General features: G+C 29.1%; 18 protein-coding genes. 7 read left to right on the top strand and 11 right to left on the bottom strand.

The window, feature by feature from the left end; genetic code table 11:
- Positions 1 to 61: 61 nt before the first annotated feature.
- Complete coding sequence (locus tag GQS57_RS01820) at positions 62 to 1,060, top strand: glycosyltransferase family 2 protein (RefSeq protein ID WP_165730642.1); 999 nt, start codon at positions 62 to 64, stop codon at positions 1,058 to 1,060.
- Here the strand turns inward: GQS57_RS01820 and GQS57_RS01815 are convergent.
- The 9 genes from GQS57_RS01815 to nusB form a co-directional block, all read right to left on the bottom strand.
- Positions 1,052 to 1,540 carry an SRPBCC family protein gene (locus GQS57_RS01815; RefSeq protein ID WP_165730640.1) on the bottom strand — a complete coding sequence of 163 codons (489 nt, stop codon included), beginning with the start codon at positions 1,538 to 1,540 and terminating at the stop codon, positions 1,052 to 1,054. The genes GQS57_RS01820 and GQS57_RS01815 overlap by 9 nt on opposite strands.
- On the bottom strand, positions 1,540 to 2,160 hold the full coding sequence (locus GQS57_RS01810; protein WP_165730638.1) for an L-threonylcarbamoyladenylate synthase: 621 nt from the start codon (positions 2,158 to 2,160) through the stop codon (positions 1,540 to 1,542). The genes GQS57_RS01815 and GQS57_RS01810 overlap by 1 nt, the downstream gene beginning before the upstream one ends.
- Positions 2,161 to 2,234: 74 nt before the next feature.
- Positions 2,235 to 2,936: a response regulator transcription factor gene (locus tag GQS57_RS01805; RefSeq protein ID WP_165730636.1), complete on the bottom strand. Its 702-nt coding sequence runs from the start codon at positions 2,934 to 2,936 to the stop codon at positions 2,235 to 2,237.
- 10 nt (positions 2,937 to 2,946) lie between these two features.
- Positions 2,947 to 4,515 (bottom strand): sensor histidine kinase KdpD, encoded by a 1,569-nt coding sequence (locus tag GQS57_RS01800; protein WP_165730634.1) that lies wholly within the window; start codon positions 4,513 to 4,515, stop codon positions 2,947 to 2,949.
- A 103-nt stretch (positions 4,516 to 4,618) separates the two neighbouring features.
- Positions 4,619 to 5,215, bottom strand: a complete 597-nt coding sequence (coaE, locus tag GQS57_RS01795; RefSeq protein WP_165730632.1) for a dephospho-CoA kinase — start codon at positions 5,213 to 5,215, stop codon at positions 4,619 to 4,621.
- Position 5,216: 1 nt separating this feature from the next.
- Entirely contained in the window at positions 5,217 to 6,095 is an 879-nt protein-coding gene (locus GQS57_RS01790) for a CdaR family protein (protein ID WP_240915412.1), read from the bottom strand.
- A 165-nt stretch (positions 6,096 to 6,260) separates the two neighbouring features.
- Positions 6,261 to 6,581 (bottom strand): preprotein translocase subunit YajC, encoded by a 321-nt coding sequence (gene yajC, locus GQS57_RS01785; RefSeq protein WP_165730628.1) that lies wholly within the window; start codon positions 6,579 to 6,581, stop codon positions 6,261 to 6,263.
- A gap of 6 nt (positions 6,582 to 6,587) precedes the next feature.
- Complete coding sequence (locus tag GQS57_RS01780) at positions 6,588 to 7,052, bottom strand: DUF1573 domain-containing protein (protein ID WP_165730626.1); 465 nt, start codon at positions 7,050 to 7,052, stop codon at positions 6,588 to 6,590.
- A gap of 51 nt (positions 7,053 to 7,103) precedes the next feature.
- Positions 7,104 to 8,042 (bottom strand): transcription antitermination factor NusB, encoded by a 939-nt coding sequence (nusB, locus tag GQS57_RS01775; RefSeq protein ID WP_165730624.1) that lies wholly within the window; start codon positions 8,040 to 8,042, stop codon positions 7,104 to 7,106.
- A gap of 196 nt (positions 8,043 to 8,238) precedes the next feature.
- Here nusB and GQS57_RS01770 point away from each other — a divergent pair, with 196 nt between their 5' ends.
- Positions 8,239 to 9,993: an ABC transporter ATP-binding protein gene (locus tag GQS57_RS01770; RefSeq protein WP_165730622.1), complete on the top strand. Its 1,755-nt coding sequence runs from the start codon at positions 8,239 to 8,241 to the stop codon at positions 9,991 to 9,993.
- A gap of 81 nt (positions 9,994 to 10,074) precedes the next feature.
- Positions 10,075 to 10,452 (top strand): PUR family DNA/RNA-binding protein, encoded by a 378-nt coding sequence (locus GQS57_RS01765; RefSeq protein WP_165730620.1) that lies wholly within the window; start codon positions 10,075 to 10,077, stop codon positions 10,450 to 10,452.
- Between the two features lie 206 nt (positions 10,453 to 10,658).
- Here GQS57_RS01765 and GQS57_RS01760 read toward each other — a convergent pair whose 3' ends face one another.
- Positions 10,659 to 11,708, bottom strand: a complete 1,050-nt coding sequence (locus GQS57_RS01760) for a chorismate-binding protein (RefSeq protein WP_240915411.1) — start codon at positions 11,706 to 11,708, stop codon at positions 10,659 to 10,661.
- 10 nt (positions 11,709 to 11,718) lie between these two features.
- Positions 11,719 to 12,138: a PaaI family thioesterase gene (locus tag GQS57_RS01755; RefSeq protein WP_165730618.1), complete on the bottom strand. Its 420-nt coding sequence runs from the start codon at positions 12,136 to 12,138 to the stop codon at positions 11,719 to 11,721.
- A 71-nt stretch (positions 12,139 to 12,209) separates the two neighbouring features.
- On the opposite strand from GQS57_RS01755, the gene GQS57_RS01750 reads away from it, so the two are divergent.
- From GQS57_RS01750 to GQS57_RS01735, 4 genes are all read left to right on the top strand, one after another.
- On the top strand, positions 12,210 to 12,713 hold the full coding sequence (locus GQS57_RS01750) for a plasmid pRiA4b ORF-3 family protein (RefSeq protein WP_165730616.1): 504 nt from the start codon (positions 12,210 to 12,212) through the stop codon (positions 12,711 to 12,713).
- Positions 12,714 to 12,895: 182 nt separating this feature from the next.
- Positions 12,896 to 13,795: an ABC transporter ATP-binding protein gene (locus GQS57_RS01745; RefSeq protein ID WP_165730614.1), complete on the top strand. Its 900-nt coding sequence runs from the start codon at positions 12,896 to 12,898 to the stop codon at positions 13,793 to 13,795.
- A 22-nt stretch (positions 13,796 to 13,817) separates the two neighbouring features.
- The gene (locus GQS57_RS01740) at positions 13,818 to 14,663 is read left to right on the top strand and encodes an ABC transporter permease (protein WP_165730612.1); all 846 of its coding nucleotides are present in this window, start codon (positions 13,818 to 13,820) and stop codon (positions 14,661 to 14,663) included.
- Between the two features lie 131 nt (positions 14,664 to 14,794).
- Positions 14,795 to 19,327: a T9SS type B sorting domain-containing protein gene (locus GQS57_RS01735; protein WP_165730610.1), complete on the top strand. Its 4,533-nt coding sequence runs from the start codon at positions 14,795 to 14,797 to the stop codon at positions 19,325 to 19,327.
- Positions 19,328 to 19,431: the final 104 nt, after the last annotated feature.

The raw sequence follows: 19,431 nt of genomic DNA, 5'->3' as shown, positions 1-19,431 counted from the left end.
TATACTTTTATTAAGACAAATTATATAAAAAAACTAACTTATAAACAGTAAATTCGCATTCTTGAAAATAGCAATCGTCATATTAAATTGGAATGGTCAAAAACTGTTAGAACAGTTCTTACCATCGGTTATAAATTTTAGTTCTAAAGAAGCTAAAATCTATATAGCCGACAATGCCTCTACAGATTCTTCTGTTACCTATGTAAAAGAAAATTTCCCAACGGTTAAAGTAATAGAAAATACTATAAATGGTGGATATGCAAAAGGATATAACGATGCATTGCAATCTATTGATGCCGATATTTACTGTCTTTTAAATTCTGATGTTGAGGTTACAGAAAATTGGTTAGAACCGATTAAAACTGTTTTTAGAAATGAAGAAAACACGGCTATTATTCAACCAAAATTATTAGATTTTAAAGACAAAACGAAGTTTGAATATGCAGGTGCTGCCGGTGGTTTTATAGATTTATATGGCTATCCTTATTGTAGAGGACGTCTATTTAATCAATTAGAAAAAGACAACGGGCAATTTAATGATGAAGCTACTATTTTTTGGGCTTCTGGAGCTTGTTTATTTATTCGCTCTAAAGTATTTCATCAACTAGGTGGTTTAGATGAAGATTATTTTGCGCATCAAGAAGAAATAGATTTATGCTGGAGAGCACAAAATAGAGGTTTCAAAATAAAATATGTGGGCGCTTCTACGGTATACCATGTTGGTGGCGCTACTTTAGAAGAAACAAACCCTCATAAAACATATTTAAACTTTAGAAATAGCTTACTAAATATTGTAAAAAACGTTCCTAAAAGATGGTTTCTATTCGTTCTTTTTTCGCGTTTAATTTTAGACGGAATTGCAGGTTTAAAGTTTCTATTAGAGTTAAAACCTGTTCACACCTTAGCTATTGTTAAAGCTCATTTTAGCGTTTATAAAAACTTCTTTAAGTTTTTAAAAAAACGTAGAGCTTTACATAAAAAACAAGATTACAATTTACATACAAGTATTGTTTGGCAGTATTTTGCGTTGGGTAGAAAAAAGTTTGACGAACTAAAGTAATTCCTTTTCTAAAACTTCTCTCCATTTACCAGACTCTGCATAGTCTTTAATTACTTTATTTCTTTCAATTAGAAAATGCTGCATATATTTTTTTAGGAAAATAAAATCAGCAATTTCTCCAAGAACACCAAAAGGAGAAACATAGTCAAAAACATCTTTTACAATCACTTTATCGCCTTTCTGCTCAAGAAAATGTTCATGTCTAAAACTTTTAAAAGCTCCATGAACCATTTCATCTGCAAAAAAAGTTGGTGCTTTAAAATCTGTTATAATAGAAGTTAATTCTTGGGAAAAACCTAAATGCTTTGCTCTCCAAGTTACTGTTTCATTAAGTGATATTAAGCCAAAAGTTTTGCCTGCAATTGCTTCTTCTTTAGAGTTTTTTGTAGAAATTTTATGTAAATCGATACTTCTAATTAAATTGAAAACAATATCAATATCAGCTATATTAATAATGGTTTCTAAGTGAATTTTTGGCATTACAAAATATCTAAACTTCCTTTACCTTCTCTTATTACTTCCGGATATCCATCTGTAAAATCTATAATTGTAGATCCTTGATTGTCTCCATAGCCACCATCAATAACAATATCTACCCGCTTAGACCATTTTTCAAAGATTAATTCTGGATCTGTAGTATATTCTAAGATTTCATCTTCATCTCTAATAGAAGTAGATACAATTGGGTTACCCAAAGCTTCTACTAAAGTTCTAATAATATTATTATCTGGAATACGAATACCTACCGTTTTTTTCTTTTTAAAGACTTTTGGTAAGTTGTTACTTCCAGGTAAAATAAAGGTATAAGGACCTGGTAATGCTCTTTTAAGAACTTTAAAGGTAGCACTATCTATTTGCTTTACATAATCTGACAAATGGCTTAAATTGTTGCAAATAAAAGAAAAATTTGCTTTTTCTAATTTTACGCCTTTTATCTGAGCTATCTTTTCTAAAGCCTTATTATTGGTAATATCGCAACCTAAACCATAGACAGTATCGGTTGGATAAATAACCAAACCGCCACGTTTTAAAACAGCAACAACTTTGTCTATTTCTTTTTGATTTGGGTTCTCATTATATATTTTGATAAATTCTGCCATATATTAAATATACAAAAACTCAACCTGATAACCAATCATGTTGAGTTTTTTATTTCTGGGAAACTTATTTTTATTTAAGATTTATCTACCATTCTAAATCCTTCACCATGTATATTTAAAATTTCTACATGTTCATCTGGTTTTAGGTATTTACGAAGTTTTGCAATATAAACATCCATACTTCTAGATGTAAAATAATTGTCATCTCTCCATATTTTTGTCAATGCTAATTCTCTTGGCATTAAATCATTTTTATGAATTGCCAACATACGTAACAATTTACTTTCTTTTGGAGATAATTTTATAGGTTCTCCATTTTCACCAATAGATAAATGTCTTAATTTAGAATTGAAGAAAAAGCCTCCAATAACAAATTCGAATTGTTCTGATTCTGCAGTTTTATCGGTGTCTTTACGCTGTAAAATCGCTTTAATTTTATGCAGTAATACTTCCGAATCAAAAGGTTTGTTTAAATAATCATCTGCACCAACTGCATATCCTTTTAAAACATCTTCTTTTAAAGTTTTTGCCGTTAAGAAAATAATAGGCACTTCTTTATTGGTAGTTCTAATATCTTGTGCTAAAGAAAAACCATCTTTACGAGGCATCATAACATCTAATATACATAAGTCATAATCGCTGTTTTTAAACATGATTAAACCTTCTATACCATCTTTAGCGTGTGTTACATTATAATCATTTAATGCTAAATAATCTTTTAAGACTGTTCCAAAATTTGGATCATCTTCAACTAATAAAATTTTTTTACTTCCCATTGTTATGTTTTTAAATTAAAGGTAATTTTACTGTAAACGTACTTCCTTTTCCTTTTTCACTTTCTACAAAAACAGTACCATGATGTTTTTCTACAATCTCTTTTACATAAGCTAAACCAAGTCCATGGCCTTTTACATCATGTATGTTTCCTTTTTGTTCTCTATAAAACTTATCAAAAACTTGTTTTTGAACTGCTTTACTCATTCCTATTCCTTCATCTTTTATTTTAAAGATAAAGAATTTATTAGCACTTTCTGTGTACACATTAATTTTTGGTGCACCTTCAGAATATTTTAAACCATTTTCTAATATGTTAACAATTATATTTGTTAAATGAAATTCGTTACCAGGAATTTCTGTTATAATTGCTTCAAAATGTGTATTTATAGTCCCTTTTCTATCAGCTATTAATAAACTTACATGTGTAATTGCATCTTCTATTGTGTCGTGCATATCAATAGTTTCCTTACTAATATCTAACTGATTTTTTTCTAACCTAGATATTCTTAATACATTTTCTACTTGAGAGTGCATTCTTTTGTTCTCGTCTCTAATCATTTTTACATAACGCAACACTTTTTCGTTATCATTAATAATCTTTGGATTCTTAATGGAATCTAAAGCAAGGTTAATGGTAGCAATTGGTGTTTTAAACTCATGCGTCATATTATTTATAAAATCAGTTTTTATTTCTGATATTTTTTTCTGTCTAATCAATTGATATAAAGAGCTAGAAAAAGCGATAATAATGATAAAAATAAAGGACAATGAAAGTATTAAAATACCCGAAAGACCAGAAAGTATGTGTTTATCTTTAGACGGAAAAGTTACATACAACTCATACTCAACGTCCCCATTTTCATTAAAAAAAAGAGGATACGGATAGCTTTCTTTTTTGTTTATAGTGTAATATCCAGATTTTAGCTTTGTAGCTAAACCATCTTTACTATAAACACCATATTTAAAATCTAAATATACATTTCGTTTTTCTAATTCTTCCTTAATCGTATTATTTAAATCGTTATTACTTATTCTTTGATGAAGAGGTGTAATTTTCTTATAATCTTCAAAATATGCCGAATTATAAGCATTTTCTATTTTCTTAAATCTTTTAGTAAAAGAGTATCTATTTTCATCTGTAGAAGAAAAAGCATTGTCTACTCCTTTAATTAATCTTGAATGAAAAAAATCTTGTTTACCAGTAACTCTTTTTACTATGATAGAATCATTGTCTAAAAACTCTGTTGGTAATTTAAAATTTTCTTCTAAATAAGTAGTCCCTATAGAAAAACGCTCTTTCGTAATAGTATCTATTTCTTGAAACAAATAATTTCTTATTTGAGCGTCGTTAGCCAAACCAACGTTATCAAAGAAATCTTCCATTTTTTTATCAAAAAAAGCTTCCTCTTTATCATTTATTCTTTGAGTTACATTACCCAAAGATTTTTGAATATCATTCTTAAATTGCTCATTTCTGCTTTCAACCGCATTGTTTATCCAAAACAACTGCACAGCAATAATTCCTATCAAGGAAATGCTCATTAAAACCACAATAAGAACAAACATTTTCTTACCCATACATCAAAGTTACGGCTTTCAAAAGTTGATTTTATTGTTTTTAACCTAAATTAACAACTTTACTTTAAATTTAAGACTCTTTTAACAATCCTATTGAATAAAATTAAATTGAGACCTCCTTTTTTGTTAAAATATTATGGATTTTAAGAACCTGAAAATGAGTATTTTCTTTACTTAAATTGGTAATAACATAGTTAGATTGTAGTAACTTTTTATCTTCTAACCATTGGTTTTTTATTCTGTTTTCTACCGCTATTTTAGAACTGTTATCTCTTAGCATTGTTCTTTCTATTCTAACGTTAAGAGGTGCGTAAACAGATATAATAATATCGCATTTTAGATTGCTTTTACTTTCAAAAAGAATTGCATTTTCATATAAAATATACTCTTTATCTGCATGTAACTTTACAAATTCATTAAAGTGATTTTTTACTTCGGGATGTACAATTCCGTTTAACGCTGCTAATTTACTTTTATCCTTAAAAACAAGGTTCGCTATAAAAGGTCGGTTTAATTGATTATCTAGATAAGATTCATCTCCAAATTCTTCAATAATTTTACCCTTTATTATTGGAGAGGTGTTCATTAACTTTTTAGCTTCTAGATCTGCATTGTAAATAGCAACCGTATTAAAATTGGCAAAAATAGTAGCTACTGTAGTTTTACCGCTTCCTATACCACCTGTTAAACCTACAACCATTTTATTTCTGAATTAAAAAATCTATTTTATTAGGTATCACTTTAAAACTTTTAACATAATCTGGTTTTCCTATTACTTTAGGTAACAAATACCCCAGGTTATTATCTTTAGAAAGATTATAATCACAAACTACCTCAAAAAAGTTTTTATCAATTTTATTAAAGTTAGAAAGGCCTACTACATAAACTATTTCTACAGTTTTATTAAGTATCGTTAAATCTACTCCTCTTGGAAGGTTTTTTATTGTAAAGGGAACTTCTAAAGTACCCTCTGTAAACTTCTCTACTTTACCACTAATGGTTGTAAATTTAGCATTAAACTTAACGTTACCAGAGTTTTTAGGCAACACAATTTCAACATCTTTAGAAAAATCTTCTCTAACATTCTCTAATTTTATTACTTTTAAATCTATGGAAGTTATGTTCTTTACTTGTGCTTCTGGACCTGAGATTAAGATACTATCTGGTTCTACACTTACTGGCTCTAAAATATCATAACCAATTTGATATTTAATATCTAAATTTGGTTTTAAAGGCACTTTTTTAGAAGTTAAAGTACCAATATCTAAATAAATAGTATCCAACACAATTTGTTGTAATTCAATGCCAGAATGCAATTGTTTTTGAATTGTGTTAACTTGGTTTTTTGTTAAAAAATAATAGCTCCCAGAAGATTTTTTACGCAAACTATTAGCATTTAGGGTAATTGTTTTATCACCAAAACCAGATCTTATAATATTAAAACCAGTAGATTTTACAATGATATCTATTTCTTTTGTAGGCTTATTTTCTAATAATTTATCTTGAGGAATATTTTTATAGTTTACAGAAAAAGTGAGACTAGTGGTATATTCTTTAGAAAGCGTAATTAAAAACCACATTAAAATAGAGGCTATTAAAAAACTAATAAAACTTTTCGTTATTTTTCTATTCTTTATCAAGGTAGTAAATCAATTTTAATGCAATCTACACAAAAGCTTGTTAACAAAAAAGTGAGCTGTATCTAAAAAGACATAGCTCACTTAATATTTTAATTAACTAACTATTTATTTTTTAGCTGGTGCTAATTTTTTGTTTGTTAATTCCATAGAAACAGCAGAACGTTCAAACTTAATTTTCCCTGCTCCAGTTTCTATAGTTACGGTACCTTCCGCTTCATTAATTTCAGCTATTTTACCATGAATACCACTAGAAGTAACCACTTTTGCTCCTTTTTTAATTTCAGATTGAAAAGCTTTTTCTTTTTTCTGACGATTCATTTGTGGTCTTATCATAAAAAAATAAAACACAACAATAATTGCTAAAAAAGGCAACATGCTCATTAAACTACCACTCATTCCTTCTTGTAAAAATATTACAGTATACATATTTTTTTATTTTGCTTTTGGTGTTACAGAACCTTTAATTGTTAAAACCTGTCTACCAGCTTCTGTGTTTGTTGTTAAGGTTACTGTTTTCTGTTGTCTATTTGGTCTACCGTTTGTATTAAACTTCACATCAACAGTACCCGTTTCTCCTGGTTTAATTGGTGCTTTTGGCCAAGTAGGAACTGTACAACCACAAGAACCTTGTGCGTTTGTAATTACTAAGTCTGTTTTTCCAGAGTTGGTAACCACAAAACTAGTTTCTACCAAATCTCCTTCATTTACAGTACCAAAATCATAGATTGTTTTATCTAATGAAATTAAAGCTGTTCCTTTTTTAATTTCATTATCTCTAGATGCAGCGTTATCTAAATTTTCTTGGTTTACTTTTTTAACGGCACTTCCTCCGTCTTTACAAGCTGTAAAGAAAGATGCTGTAATTACAAATGCTAATAAAATTGTTATTTTTTTCATTATGATTTAATTTTGCGTAAAAATAATAAATTAATTACCTAAAACAATAGTTTAAAGCAATCCTCTACCTATTTTAACAATTCTTTTACTTTCTATAAATTCTTTAGAAATTTTATCTAAAACTCCATTAATAAAGTAGCTACTCTTTTCTGTAGAATAATCTTTAGATATTTCTATATATTCATTAATAGTAACTCTGGTTGGTATAGAATGGAAATTAAAAAACTCTGCAATTGCCATTTTAATTAGAATCATATCTATATCGGCAATTCTATCTGTTTCCCAGTTTGGTGTTTTTTCTTCAATAATAGATTCGTACTCTGTATTATTTAAAACTGTTTTCTTAAACATTTTAGATACAAAATCTTCATCATCCTTGTCTTTATATAATTTACCTAAAACAAAAATAGTATTATCTTTCTGCTTACTTAACGTTTTTACAACCCAAGTATTTACAAAAGGAATATCATCTGACCAAGAAATCATAGTGTCTTCAAAATATTCTCCTAATTTTTCATTTGGTGCAATAATTTCTTTAAAGAAATCAATTACAAAAGCTTTGTCTACTTTATAAGAATCTTCTTCAGTAGCTAAATATTTTTTATACAAATCGCTATTTTGCAATTTCTCAAAAATAATTTTTACATACTCATCATTTTCTTCCCAGTTATTTACATCATTTAATTCAACATAACCTTCTATACTTACGCTTTCTGCGATGGTATTTATCAGTCTATTGTTTAAAAATTTGTTGTTTGGGTTTAAATCTTCTTTGGTAGCAAGAATTTTCTTTTTAGAAAGTGCTATTTTTTTAGCTGCTAATTTTTGTACTTCTACCAATAACTGTAGGTTTAAAACGTACAAATCGTACATTTTTAAAATACTATGTTTTAAAAATTTTTCCTCTTTAATGATATCATCATTATAAGAATGTAACATAGCGTACACAGATTGCATTACTTTAACTCGAATATGTCTCCTGTTAATCATTTTCTAAAGAACTTATATATAAATTTGGGTGCAAAAATAGTGTTATTTTACTTTTATTCGACTACCTTTTTATTCTTTTTTAAGAATTAATTCTATCCTGAATCTTGTATCTTTGCATTTTTACTTATTTAACAAAAAAATAATTTATAGATATTATAATTATTGTAATTTTATTTTTTTAAAAATTCAATATTCATTGAAGGAACTAAGACACGTAAACAAATACTTTTCTAAATATAAATGGCGATTATTAATAGGTTTATTAATAACTGTTTTAGCCAAATTTTTAGCTTTAAAAATACCTCAAATAGTAGGAGACTCTTTAAACATTGTTGAAGATTACCAAAACGGAACCGTTACTAATTTAGAAGACGTACAGCATCAATTATTAATAAACGTACTTCTAATTATTGGTGTCGCTATATTATCTGGATTTTTCACTTTTTTAATGAGACAAACGATTATTGTTACTTCTAGGTTGATAGAATTCGATTTAAAAAACGAGATTTATCAACAATACCAAAGGTTATCTCTTAATTTTTACAAAAAAAACAGAACAGGAGATTTAATGAATCGTATTTCTGAAGATGTTTCTAAAGTAAGAATGTATGTTGGACCTGCAGTAATGTATACCATTAACATGATTGTTTTGTTGGTTGTTGGTTTTACTCAAATGATGAGTATTGATGTGGAGTTAACCATGTACACTTTAATTCCTTTTCCTTTATTATCGATTTCAATATTCGTTTTAAGTAAAGTAATACATAAAAGAAGTACAATTGTTCAGCAATATTTATCAAAATTAACCACTTTTAATCAAGAGTTTTTCTCAGGAATTAATGTGGTTAAATCTTACGGAATTGAAGCATCCATTATAAAAGACTTCGATAAAATTGCAGATGAAAGTAAGGAAAAGAACATACACCTTCAAAAAGCAAATGCGTTATTTTTTCCGTTGATGGTCTTTTTAATTGGTATTAGTAACTTATTGGTTTTATATGTTGGTGGTCAATTATATATAGAAAATGAGATACAAATAGGTACCATAATAGAATTTATGTTATATGTAAATATTTTAACTTGGCCAGTAGCTGTTGTAGGTTGGGTTACTTCTATGGTGCAGCAAGCAGAAGCTTCACAAGCTAGAATTAATGAGTTTTTACAGCATGTACCAGAAATACAAAATAACAGCAATTTACCAATAGAGTTAAAAGGAAATGTGACCTTTAAAGATGTTACTTTTACGTATGATGATACTAATATAACTGCTCTAAAGAACATTAACATTTCAGTAAAATCTGGCGAAACCATCGCTATTTTGGGTAAAACAGGTTCTGGAAAATCTACCATTATAGAATTAATTTCTAGGTTGTATGACACTAAAAAAGGAACAATCATATTAGACGACATCCCTATTAAAGAGGCTAATTTAGATGCTGTTAGAAGTCAGATTGGTTTTGTGCCACAAGATCCATTTTTGTTCTCTGAAAGTATAGAAGATAACATTAAATTTGGTAAAGAAGATGCCACGGAAGAAGAGATTATTGCTGCAGCTAAAAATGCAGATGTACATAAAAATATTATCGATTTTCCTAACGGATACAAAACCGTTTTAGGGGAACGTGGTGTAACGCTTTCTGGTGGACAAAAGCAGCGTGTTTCTATTGCAAGAGCAATAATAAAGAAACCTAAAATTTTAATTTTTGATGATTGCTTGTCTGCTGTAGACACAGAAACTGAAGAAAAAATCCTTTCAAATTTAGAGAGAATATCAAAAAATATTACCACTTTTATAATTAGTCACAGAATCTCTTCGGCCAAAAATGCCGATAAAATTATTGTTTTAGATCAAGGAGAAATTATACAACAAGGAACTCATAATCAACTAATAAACATAGACGGTTATTACAAAGATTTGTATGACCAACAACTTTTAGAAAAAGAAATTTAATGTTTAACCTTGCTACATAAAATATTTTGTTAGATTTGTTAAGTATAAAAAAAATATTATAATTACTATTTTACAAGAATTATGGCAGAGAGAGCAGAGAGAGTTGAACAGGAAGAAATTTTTTCACAAGTATTAAGAGCAGGAAGAAGAACTTACTTTTTTGATGTAAGAGCAACAAAAGCAGATGATTACTACTTAACTGTTACGGAGAGCAAAAAGTTTACACATGATGATGGATCTTTCCATTACCAAAAGCACAAAATTTACTTATATAAAGAAGATTTTACCGATTTTCAAGAAATGTTAGGTAAAGCAACCGACTACATTTTAAATGAAAAAGGGAGCGAAGTAATTAGTGAGCGTCACCAAAAAGATTTTAAAAAGGAAGAAGGAACTGAAACTACTGAAGAAGTAAAATCTACAGAGAGTTTTACAAATGTTTCTTTTGACGATATATAACAGTCTTAAACTATTTTTGTATTTGCTTAATTGAGAATACCAAATAGGAATAAATAAGTACGTTAAAAATATTTTATTTCAAGTTTTACACAAAAAGAAAAACCGCAAATTTACTATTTGCGGTTTTTTGATTTTTGTTTAAACTATATTTGGTTTATATACCCCTAAAAGGGTTTGAAACCCTTTTAGGGGTAATATTCAATAAATTAAAGTACTTTCTTAATTGTCTTAGTCTTCGCAACAGTTTCTTCCCATTCTTTTTTTGCTGAACTATCTTTTGTAATTCCGCCACCAACATATATAGAAGCTATTTTATCTGCGACACTCATGCATCTTAAATTTACAAAAAGAGAAGAATTTTTGTTTTCAATATTTAGTTCTCCTAAAAAACCGCTATAAAAAGTACGTTTATAGTTTTCATATTTAGAGATAAACTCTTCGGCTTTTTCTCTTGGAAGACCACAAACAGCAGGTGTTGGATGCAAACTTCTAATTAATGTTTTTAAATTGGAAGTAAACCTCAACTCACCTTCTACACTACTTCTTAAATGCAACAAATTCCCAGCTCTTACCGTTTCTGTCTTATCAATTTTAAGATTGGTAGAAATTGGTTTTAATTGACTTTCAATAAAATCTGTAACTAATTGCTGCTCATCTAATTCTTTACCTCTCCAAACAACCTCCTCGGTATCTACATAAACTTGAGTACCTGCTAAAGACATCGTTTTAAAAGTATTTCCGGTAATATTTAAAAGTGTTTCTGGAGTGGCTCCAAACCACAAACCTACTTTTGGATGAAACCAAACATATACAAATGCATTTGCATAGGTATTTAATAATTTTTTAAAAGTAAGTAGCACATCAAATTCATCTAATTGAATTTCTTCTTTTCTAGAGACTACAACTTTAATAAGCTCGTTATTATTTATTTCATCTAGCGCTTTTTCTACCAAATGAAGATGTTTTTCTTTATCAGAACTTACCTCGCTTGATACAGTATCATTAAGAGATAAATTTTCTTCAATTAAAATATTTTCATGAATAAATTCTGATTTTTCTAAAGGAAATAAAACCGCTTTTTCATCAGCATTAAAAGGCGCAAAAACAAATCCGGTTTCTTTAAATTGAGTTGTAAAATGCAATGTATCATCCTTCATAAAAAATCCATTAACGGATTCTGTATTCGGTTTTCTATAAACTACAAAAGGGATGTTTCTTTTGTAATTTTCTTCAATTTTATTAAAAATAATATTCAATGTGTTGTATTTATGATCTCTTAGTTAAAACAATATTGGTCATTTTTGCTACGGAAATTAAATCGTCATTTTCGTCAACAATTCTAACTTCCCATAAATGCGTTGTTTTACCTTTATGAATGTTCTTTGCAGTAGCAAAAACCATACCTTCTCTTTTGCTTTTTATATGATTTATAGACAACTGAATTCCGTTTACAAACTGCGTTTTACTATCTATAAAAAAATTAGAAGCTGCACTACCCACACTTTCTGCCAAAGCCGCAGTTGCGCCACCATGTAATTGTCCGTAAGGTTGATGCACCCTAGAGTTCACAGGCATTTTTGCAGTTAAAAAATCATCACCAAGAGCAACATATTCAATATCAAGAGTTTCCATTAATGTGTTTTTAGAACTCTCGTTAAATGCTTTTAAAATAGCAACTGTATCCATATCATTCGTTTTATATGGTAAAAGTACATATAAAATTTTGTATTTTTGCAGCAGAAAAACGAAACCATTTCATGTACAAAATACGCATAATTTTAGACACAAAAGAAGATGTAATCAGAACTATTTTAGTTGATGACAACTTAAACTTAGAAGATTTACATGCAACAATTGCAAAATCTTTTGGTTTTGGAGGTCAAGAAATGGCTTCTTTTTATAAAACCGATGATGAGTGGAACCAAGGTGAAGAAATTCCGTTGTTTAATATGGAAGAGATTGGAGAAGGTGTTTCTATGCAGACTTGTATTTTAAATGAGACGTTACCCCAAGAAGGTGATAAACTAATTTATGTGTACGATTTCTTAAAAATGTGGACTTTCTACGTTGAAGTTATTGAGGTTTCGGCTGATAAAAAAGATGATTTACCACAAATTATTTTAACTGTTGGTGAAATACCTAGTGAAGCTCCAGAAAAAGAATTTATTGCAGAAAAATTAGACGATGGTTTTGGTGATGAAGAAGACATTGATGATGAGTTTGGTCATTTTGATGATGATTACGACTTTACTGAATATTAGGAAATATGTGTAATTGTTTAAGCGTTTATTTGTGTAACTGTGTTTAAAATTACACTTACAATAATTATTAAGCATCTAGTTTTAACAATTACACTTTTACACATTTCAACAATTACCAAAATTTCCCGTAACAAAATTGTAAATTAGTCGTCTTACAAACATAATCGACTAAATCAATTTCTTTGGAAACTATCTTATCACTAAAAAATCTCGATAAAAAATACGGAAAAGTTCACGCAGTAAACAATCTTTCTTTTGATATAGAGAGAGGAAATGTGTACGGAATTTTAGGTCCTAATGGAAGTGGAAAATCTACCACTTTAGGAATTATCTTAAATGTTGTAAACAGAACTTCTGGAGAGTTTTCTTGGTTTGACGGAAAACTAACTACACATGAAGCCTTAAAAAAAGTAGGTGCTATTATAGAGCGACCAAACTTCTACCCTTACATGACAGCTACTCAGAACTTAGCTTTAATTTGTAAGATAAAAGAAATATCCACAGAAAAAATTAACGAGAAACTTGCAACTGTAAACCTTTTTGACAGAAAAGACAGTAAGTTTAGTACGTTTTCTTTAGGAATGAAGCAACGTTTAGCCATTGCTTCTGCCCTATTAAATGATCCTGAAATTTTAATTTTAGACGAACCTACAAATGGTTTAGATCCACAAGGAATTCATGAAATTCGTCAGATTATACAAAATATTGCAGCAAACGGAACCACTATTTTATTAGCTTCCCACCTATTAGACGAAGTAGAAAAAGTATGTTCTCACGTAGTGGTTATAAGAAAAGGTGTAAAATTATACGCAGGTCGTGTAGATGAAATGACAGCTTCTAATGGTTTGTTCGAGTTAAAAGTAGAAACGAACGAAGATAAATTAATGACTATTTTAGAAGAGCATCCTGCAATTGGTAAAATTAGTAAAGATCACGAAACCATAGTTGCTACTTTAAATAGCGAAATCTCATCAACAGAAATAAATGAATTTCTATTTAAAAAAGGGATTATTCTATCTCACTTGGTAAAACGTAAACCTAGTTTAGAGCAACAATTCTTAGATCTAACCAACAACAATTAATCACCTTTTAAACTACAAAGTCATGTTAAGACTACTTACTATAGAATTTCATAAATTAAAACACAACAGTGCCAGTAAAGTATTATCACTTATTTACTTTGGCCTACTTACCTCTATTGCATTAATTGCAGTGATAAAATTTGATATTGGTCCAATAAAATTCCATTTAGCAGATATGGGTATTTTTAATTTTCCATACATCTGGCATTTTAATACTTACGTGGCTTCAATTTTAAAGTTTTTCTTACTCTTGGTTATTGTTTCTATGATGGCGAATGAGTATAGTTACAAAACGTTAAAGCAAAATTTAATTGACGGTTTAAGTAAAAAAGAATTTATACTCTCTAAATTTTATACAGTAGTTGTATTTGCTTTAATTTCAACCATTTTTGTATTTGTTGTCTCTTTAATTTTAGGTCTGATATATTCAGATTACAATGAATTTTCTATAATCACTACAGATCTAGTCTACTTATTAGCTTTTTTTATAAAACTAGTTGGTTTCTTTTCTATGGGGTTATTTTTTGGAATTTTAGTAAAACGTTCTGCTTTTGCTGTTGGTGCTATGGTAGTTTGGCTTATAGCAGAAAGTATGTTTAAAGGATATTTATTTTGGACTTTTAGAGATGCAGACAAAACAGGTGAATCTGTAGATGCTATTATGCAATTTTTACCTCTAGAAGCTATATCAAACTTAATAAAAGAACCTTTTTCTAGATTAGGTGCTGTAAAGTCTGTAGCTAGCCAAATAGGAGAAAGTTTCACAAAAAGTTACGATGTACATTTTTCTTCTATTCTTATTGTTTGTTTCTGGACATTCATATTTGTTTACCTTTCTTACAGATTGCTACAAAAGAGAGATTTATAAGCATATTAGAATCTATTAATAGTATAATTAAATAAAAAAAAATCAATAAACTTTTGTAATTTGGCATTAAATTATTGTGTTGTTAAAATTGTTTAACCACTAATAATAAGAATACTTAATTTAATATTACAATGCGCAAAAGTTTCCCCCACGTATTATTACTTTTTTTCTGTTTTATTACTTTTCAAAATATAAATGCACAATTAAGTAGAAAGCATTTTATTCCGCCATTAACTTACGCTGAAGTAGGAAATGCAAATCCTGAGGAACAATATATTTATATTTCTACTCCAAGCAATCAAAATGTAAGTTATACAGTTACACAAGTTGGTTCTACTACACCTATTACCGGTATTATCACTAATACTTCTCCGAAAGAAATATCTATTGGTACAGGAAACAGTCAGCTTTTTGTAGATTCAAGACAAACAAGTATTGTGCATTCCGATAAAGGCTATATAATTGAAGCTAGTGATGTTGTGTATGTTTCTGTAAGAGTTTTAGCTGGTTCTCGTGCACAAGCCGGTGCATTGGTTAGTAAAGGTGCTTCTGCTTTAGGAACAACTTTTAGAGCAGGAATGTTTACAAATCAAAACCCTCAAACCAATTACTTAAATTTTATTTCTGTGATGGCTACAGAAGATAATACAACAGTAGATTTTGATGATTTACCAACTGGAATTTTAATCAAAAATTATTCTGGGAGTTTACCAATTTCTGTTACTTTAAATGAAGGCGAAAGCTATGTTGTAGCTACAAATTCTTTTGATAACACGATAAATAGAGATGGTCTAATTGGTACTTTAATTACTTCAGATAAACCTATTGTTGTAAATATAGGTTCTGCAAACGGAAGTTTTCATAATGGAGGTGGTAGAGATTATGGAATAGACCAAATTGTAGGAGTAGATAAAATTGGTTCTGAATATATTTTTGTGAAAGGTGACGGTTCTAATGGTTGGGAAAATGTATTAATTGTTGCACATGAAAATAATACTGATATTTTTATTAACGGGAATATTACTGCTGAAACAACTTTAAATGCAGGAGAGTATTATTTGATTGAAGGAAATGAGTACAATTCCAATGGAAATATGTACGTACAAACTTCTCTTCCTGTTTTTGCATACCAAGGAATTGGAGCAAATACAAGTGAAGCAAATCAAGGTTTATTTTTTGTTCCGCCTTTAAGTTGTGAAAACCGAGGTAAAGTAGATAATATTCCTAATATTGAAGATATCGGCGCTACAACTTTTGATGGTGGTATTACTATTGTTACAAACAAAGGAGCTACTGTTAATATTAATGCTCAACCTATTTCTACCTATAGCACTTCAGGACCATATGATGTACAAGGAAACCCAAATTACGTTACCTATAAAGTAACCAATTTAACAGGTAATATTTCTATTGAAAGTAGCGGAGAATTGTATTGCGCTTATTTTAACCAAAACGGTGCTGCTTCTTCTGGTAGTTTCTTTTCTGGTTTTCCTTCTAACCCTGAAATAAAATTTGATGTAGCTATTGCTACTTTAGGAAACTGTCTTGGTAATGGTTTAGAATTACAAGTTGCAAATTCTGACTTATTTGATACTTTTGAATGGTTTTTCAACAATGTTTCAACAGGAATTATTACTCCTAAAATTACACCTACTAAGCCAGGAAACTACAAATTAGTTGGTACCATTGGTTGTGATCCGCTCAACTTAAAAACTTTTGAATCTGTAGAAATCCCAGTTAGTATTTGTCCTGATGATTATGATAACGACGGCATTATAGACAACTTAGATATTGATATAGACAATGATGGAATTTTAAATATTGATGAATCTTTAGGAAACAAAATCATCGATTTAACAAATATTAGTTCTCCAGTTGTACAAGAAGATTTAACTCCAATTACAGCTAATTTAGCATCAGAAAACACCACTTTTAGTGGAGATGCAAATGGTAATTTTGTTAGTACGGCTAATACTGGTACTATATCAAACTCTAGATACACTTTAACATTTACTGATGATAATATCAACTTTAAATTAACTCAAAATACTACAAAAGATCACACTATTTCTTCTGAAGAATATTTTATCCTAAGATTATCTCAAGCAAATAAAAATATTACATTAGTAGATCCTGACAACCAGATTTTAGTAGACTCTAATTTTGATGATGAATTTGAAGATGATTTTACGCAGTTTTCATCATCAGTTATTAAATTTAAGTTTAAGTCAAATTTAGTAGGGAATACAAGTACATTTCAATTTGTAGCCAGTCAAATTAACAATATCACTTTTGAACATTATAATAACAATAGCAGTGCTATTTCTACATTTAATGGAACATTAGGTTTAACATGTTTCTCATTAGACTCAGACGGTGACGAAATTGAAAATATGTTTGATCTAGATTCTGATAATGACGGAATTCCAGATTTATATGATGCTTACGGCCAAAATATAACATTATTAAAAACAGATACAAATCTTGATGGTTTAGATGATGTTTTTGATTCCATCACAACAAATTTAGATACCGATGGAGATGGCGTTAACAACTATTTAGATTACGATTCTGACAATGATGGTATTTATGACGTAATTGAAGCTGGTTATGGAGATTTTGATACTGATAATAATGGAAGAGTAAACGGGGATTTTGGTACAAATGGTTTGTTAAATGACTTAGAAACTTTACCAGATTCAGGTGTTTTAAAAACTCTGATTAAAAATTCTGATAGCGCTACAATAATCGTAGCTAATCAAGATACTTTCTCTGATTTTGTTGATTTAGATTCTGATGGTGATGATTGTTTTGATGTCATTGAAGCTGGTTTTACTGGAGATGGTTTTGGTAAATTATTTGCAAATCCTTTTGAAGTTGATGCCAATGGTAAGGTTAAAAACTCTGATGGATATATAAATCCTATTAACGCCAATTACACAACCTCTGCCCCTATTATTATAATAACATTTAACGATGTTACTTTTTGTGAAGGTGATACAGAAACAATTACTATAGATGCTAATGCAGATAATTTTGAATGGGAGTTTTCTACTGATGGTACAATATGGAACACAGTCTCTGACGATACTTTTTATTCTGGTAGTACTACAAATTCATTACAAATTACAAATACACCTTTACTTTATGACAACTATCAATACAGAGTCGTTTTAAGTAAAATAGGAAATACGTGTGGATTAATTTCTAATGCAATTACTTTAACCGTAAACCCTAAACCAGCATTATTAAACAATGAAATCCTACTAAAACAATGTGCCGATGACGTAAGTAGAAATACCATTATAAACCTTTCAGAAGCAGAAGTTAATATAATTGAAACTCCAGAAAATTTTACTTTTGAATATTATGAAACTGAAATCGATGCGATTAATGGTAATACTACCAAAATAATTAAAGACATAGAAAATTACCCTGTTACTAATGGTTTAGCAGAAGCTGGTGTAAGAATAATTTCTGACAAGGGCTGTTATTCTACAGCTAAAATTGAAGTTGAAGCTTCTTATGCTGATGATGTTTTGTATGATAAAATCTTCGAAGAATGTGATGATTTTATTGATATTAATGATGAACCAGATGGAATTACTAATTTCAACTTTAATGAAGCAAGACAAGAAGTTATCGATCTTTTTCCTTTAGTAATTCAAGGGGATATTGAAGTCTATTTTTATGAAACAACCTCAGATAGAAATGCCGCTATAAATGAAATTTCAAATATTTCTAACTATCGTAATACCTCTTATGCTTACAATCAAACTATTTACATCAAAATAAAAAACAGGAACAATAACGATTGTGAAGGAATTGGAAAATTATTTCTAAAAACCAATGCTATCCCTGTTTTTTATATTGATGGTGAAGAACCTAATGACCCTATAATTATTTGTGCAGAAAATAGCCCGTATTTATTAACTGTGGATACGTTTGGTGATTACAATTATGAATGGTTAAAAGACGGTGCATCATTTGGTGGAAATACAAAAGAAATTATAATTGAAGATGCCGGAATTTATACAGTTATAGCATCTAGTAAAACAACATCTACAAGCAGAAAAACCTGTTCATTACAAAAAAACATCACCGTTTTTAAATCAGATTTCGAGAATTTAGAAGAAAGTTTTGTTACCATTACAGATGATCTTTCTATTATAAATTCTAATTTAAATATCCGAATAGACATTCCTAGAAATCCTTTAATTAACGAAGAATTTCAATATGCATTAGAAGATGAAAACGGAATGACAATTCGCTCTTTTCAGGACAGTAATATTTTTGAAGATATAGAAGGCGGAATTTATAAAATAATTGTTGAAAATAAAAATGGTTGTGGTTTTTCCGAGCTAGTGGTTTCTGTTATTCAGTTTCCAAAATTCTTTACTCCAGGCGGAGATGCAAAAAATAATACTTGGGCTGTAAAAGGAGTTAATACCACCTTATATCAATCAAACAGCACTATTAATATCTTTAACAGATATGGTACATTAGTAGCACAAACAACCATAAATAGTGACGGTTGGGATGGTACCTATAATGGTAAACTCCTTCCTTCTAACGATTATTGGTTTTCTGTACAACTAATACCTATTGATACTGAAAAAAAGCCAATTCTTAAAAAAGGACATTTTTCTTTATTGAGAAAATAAAAGCAGCTTTTTAAAAATAAAAAGAGGTCTTCTAAAAAAGTTTTAAACCTTGTCATACTTAACTTGTTTCAGTATCTAAACTTACTAAATTTAAGTAATCCTAA

Source organism: Polaribacter sp. 20A6, assembly GCF_011378915.1.
GTDB classification, from domain to species: domain Bacteria; phylum Bacteroidota; class Bacteroidia; order Flavobacteriales; family Flavobacteriaceae; genus Polaribacter; species Polaribacter sejongensis.
Note: the sequence above shows the minus strand (reverse complement) of the source record. Positions and strands in the feature narration are given on the sequence as shown.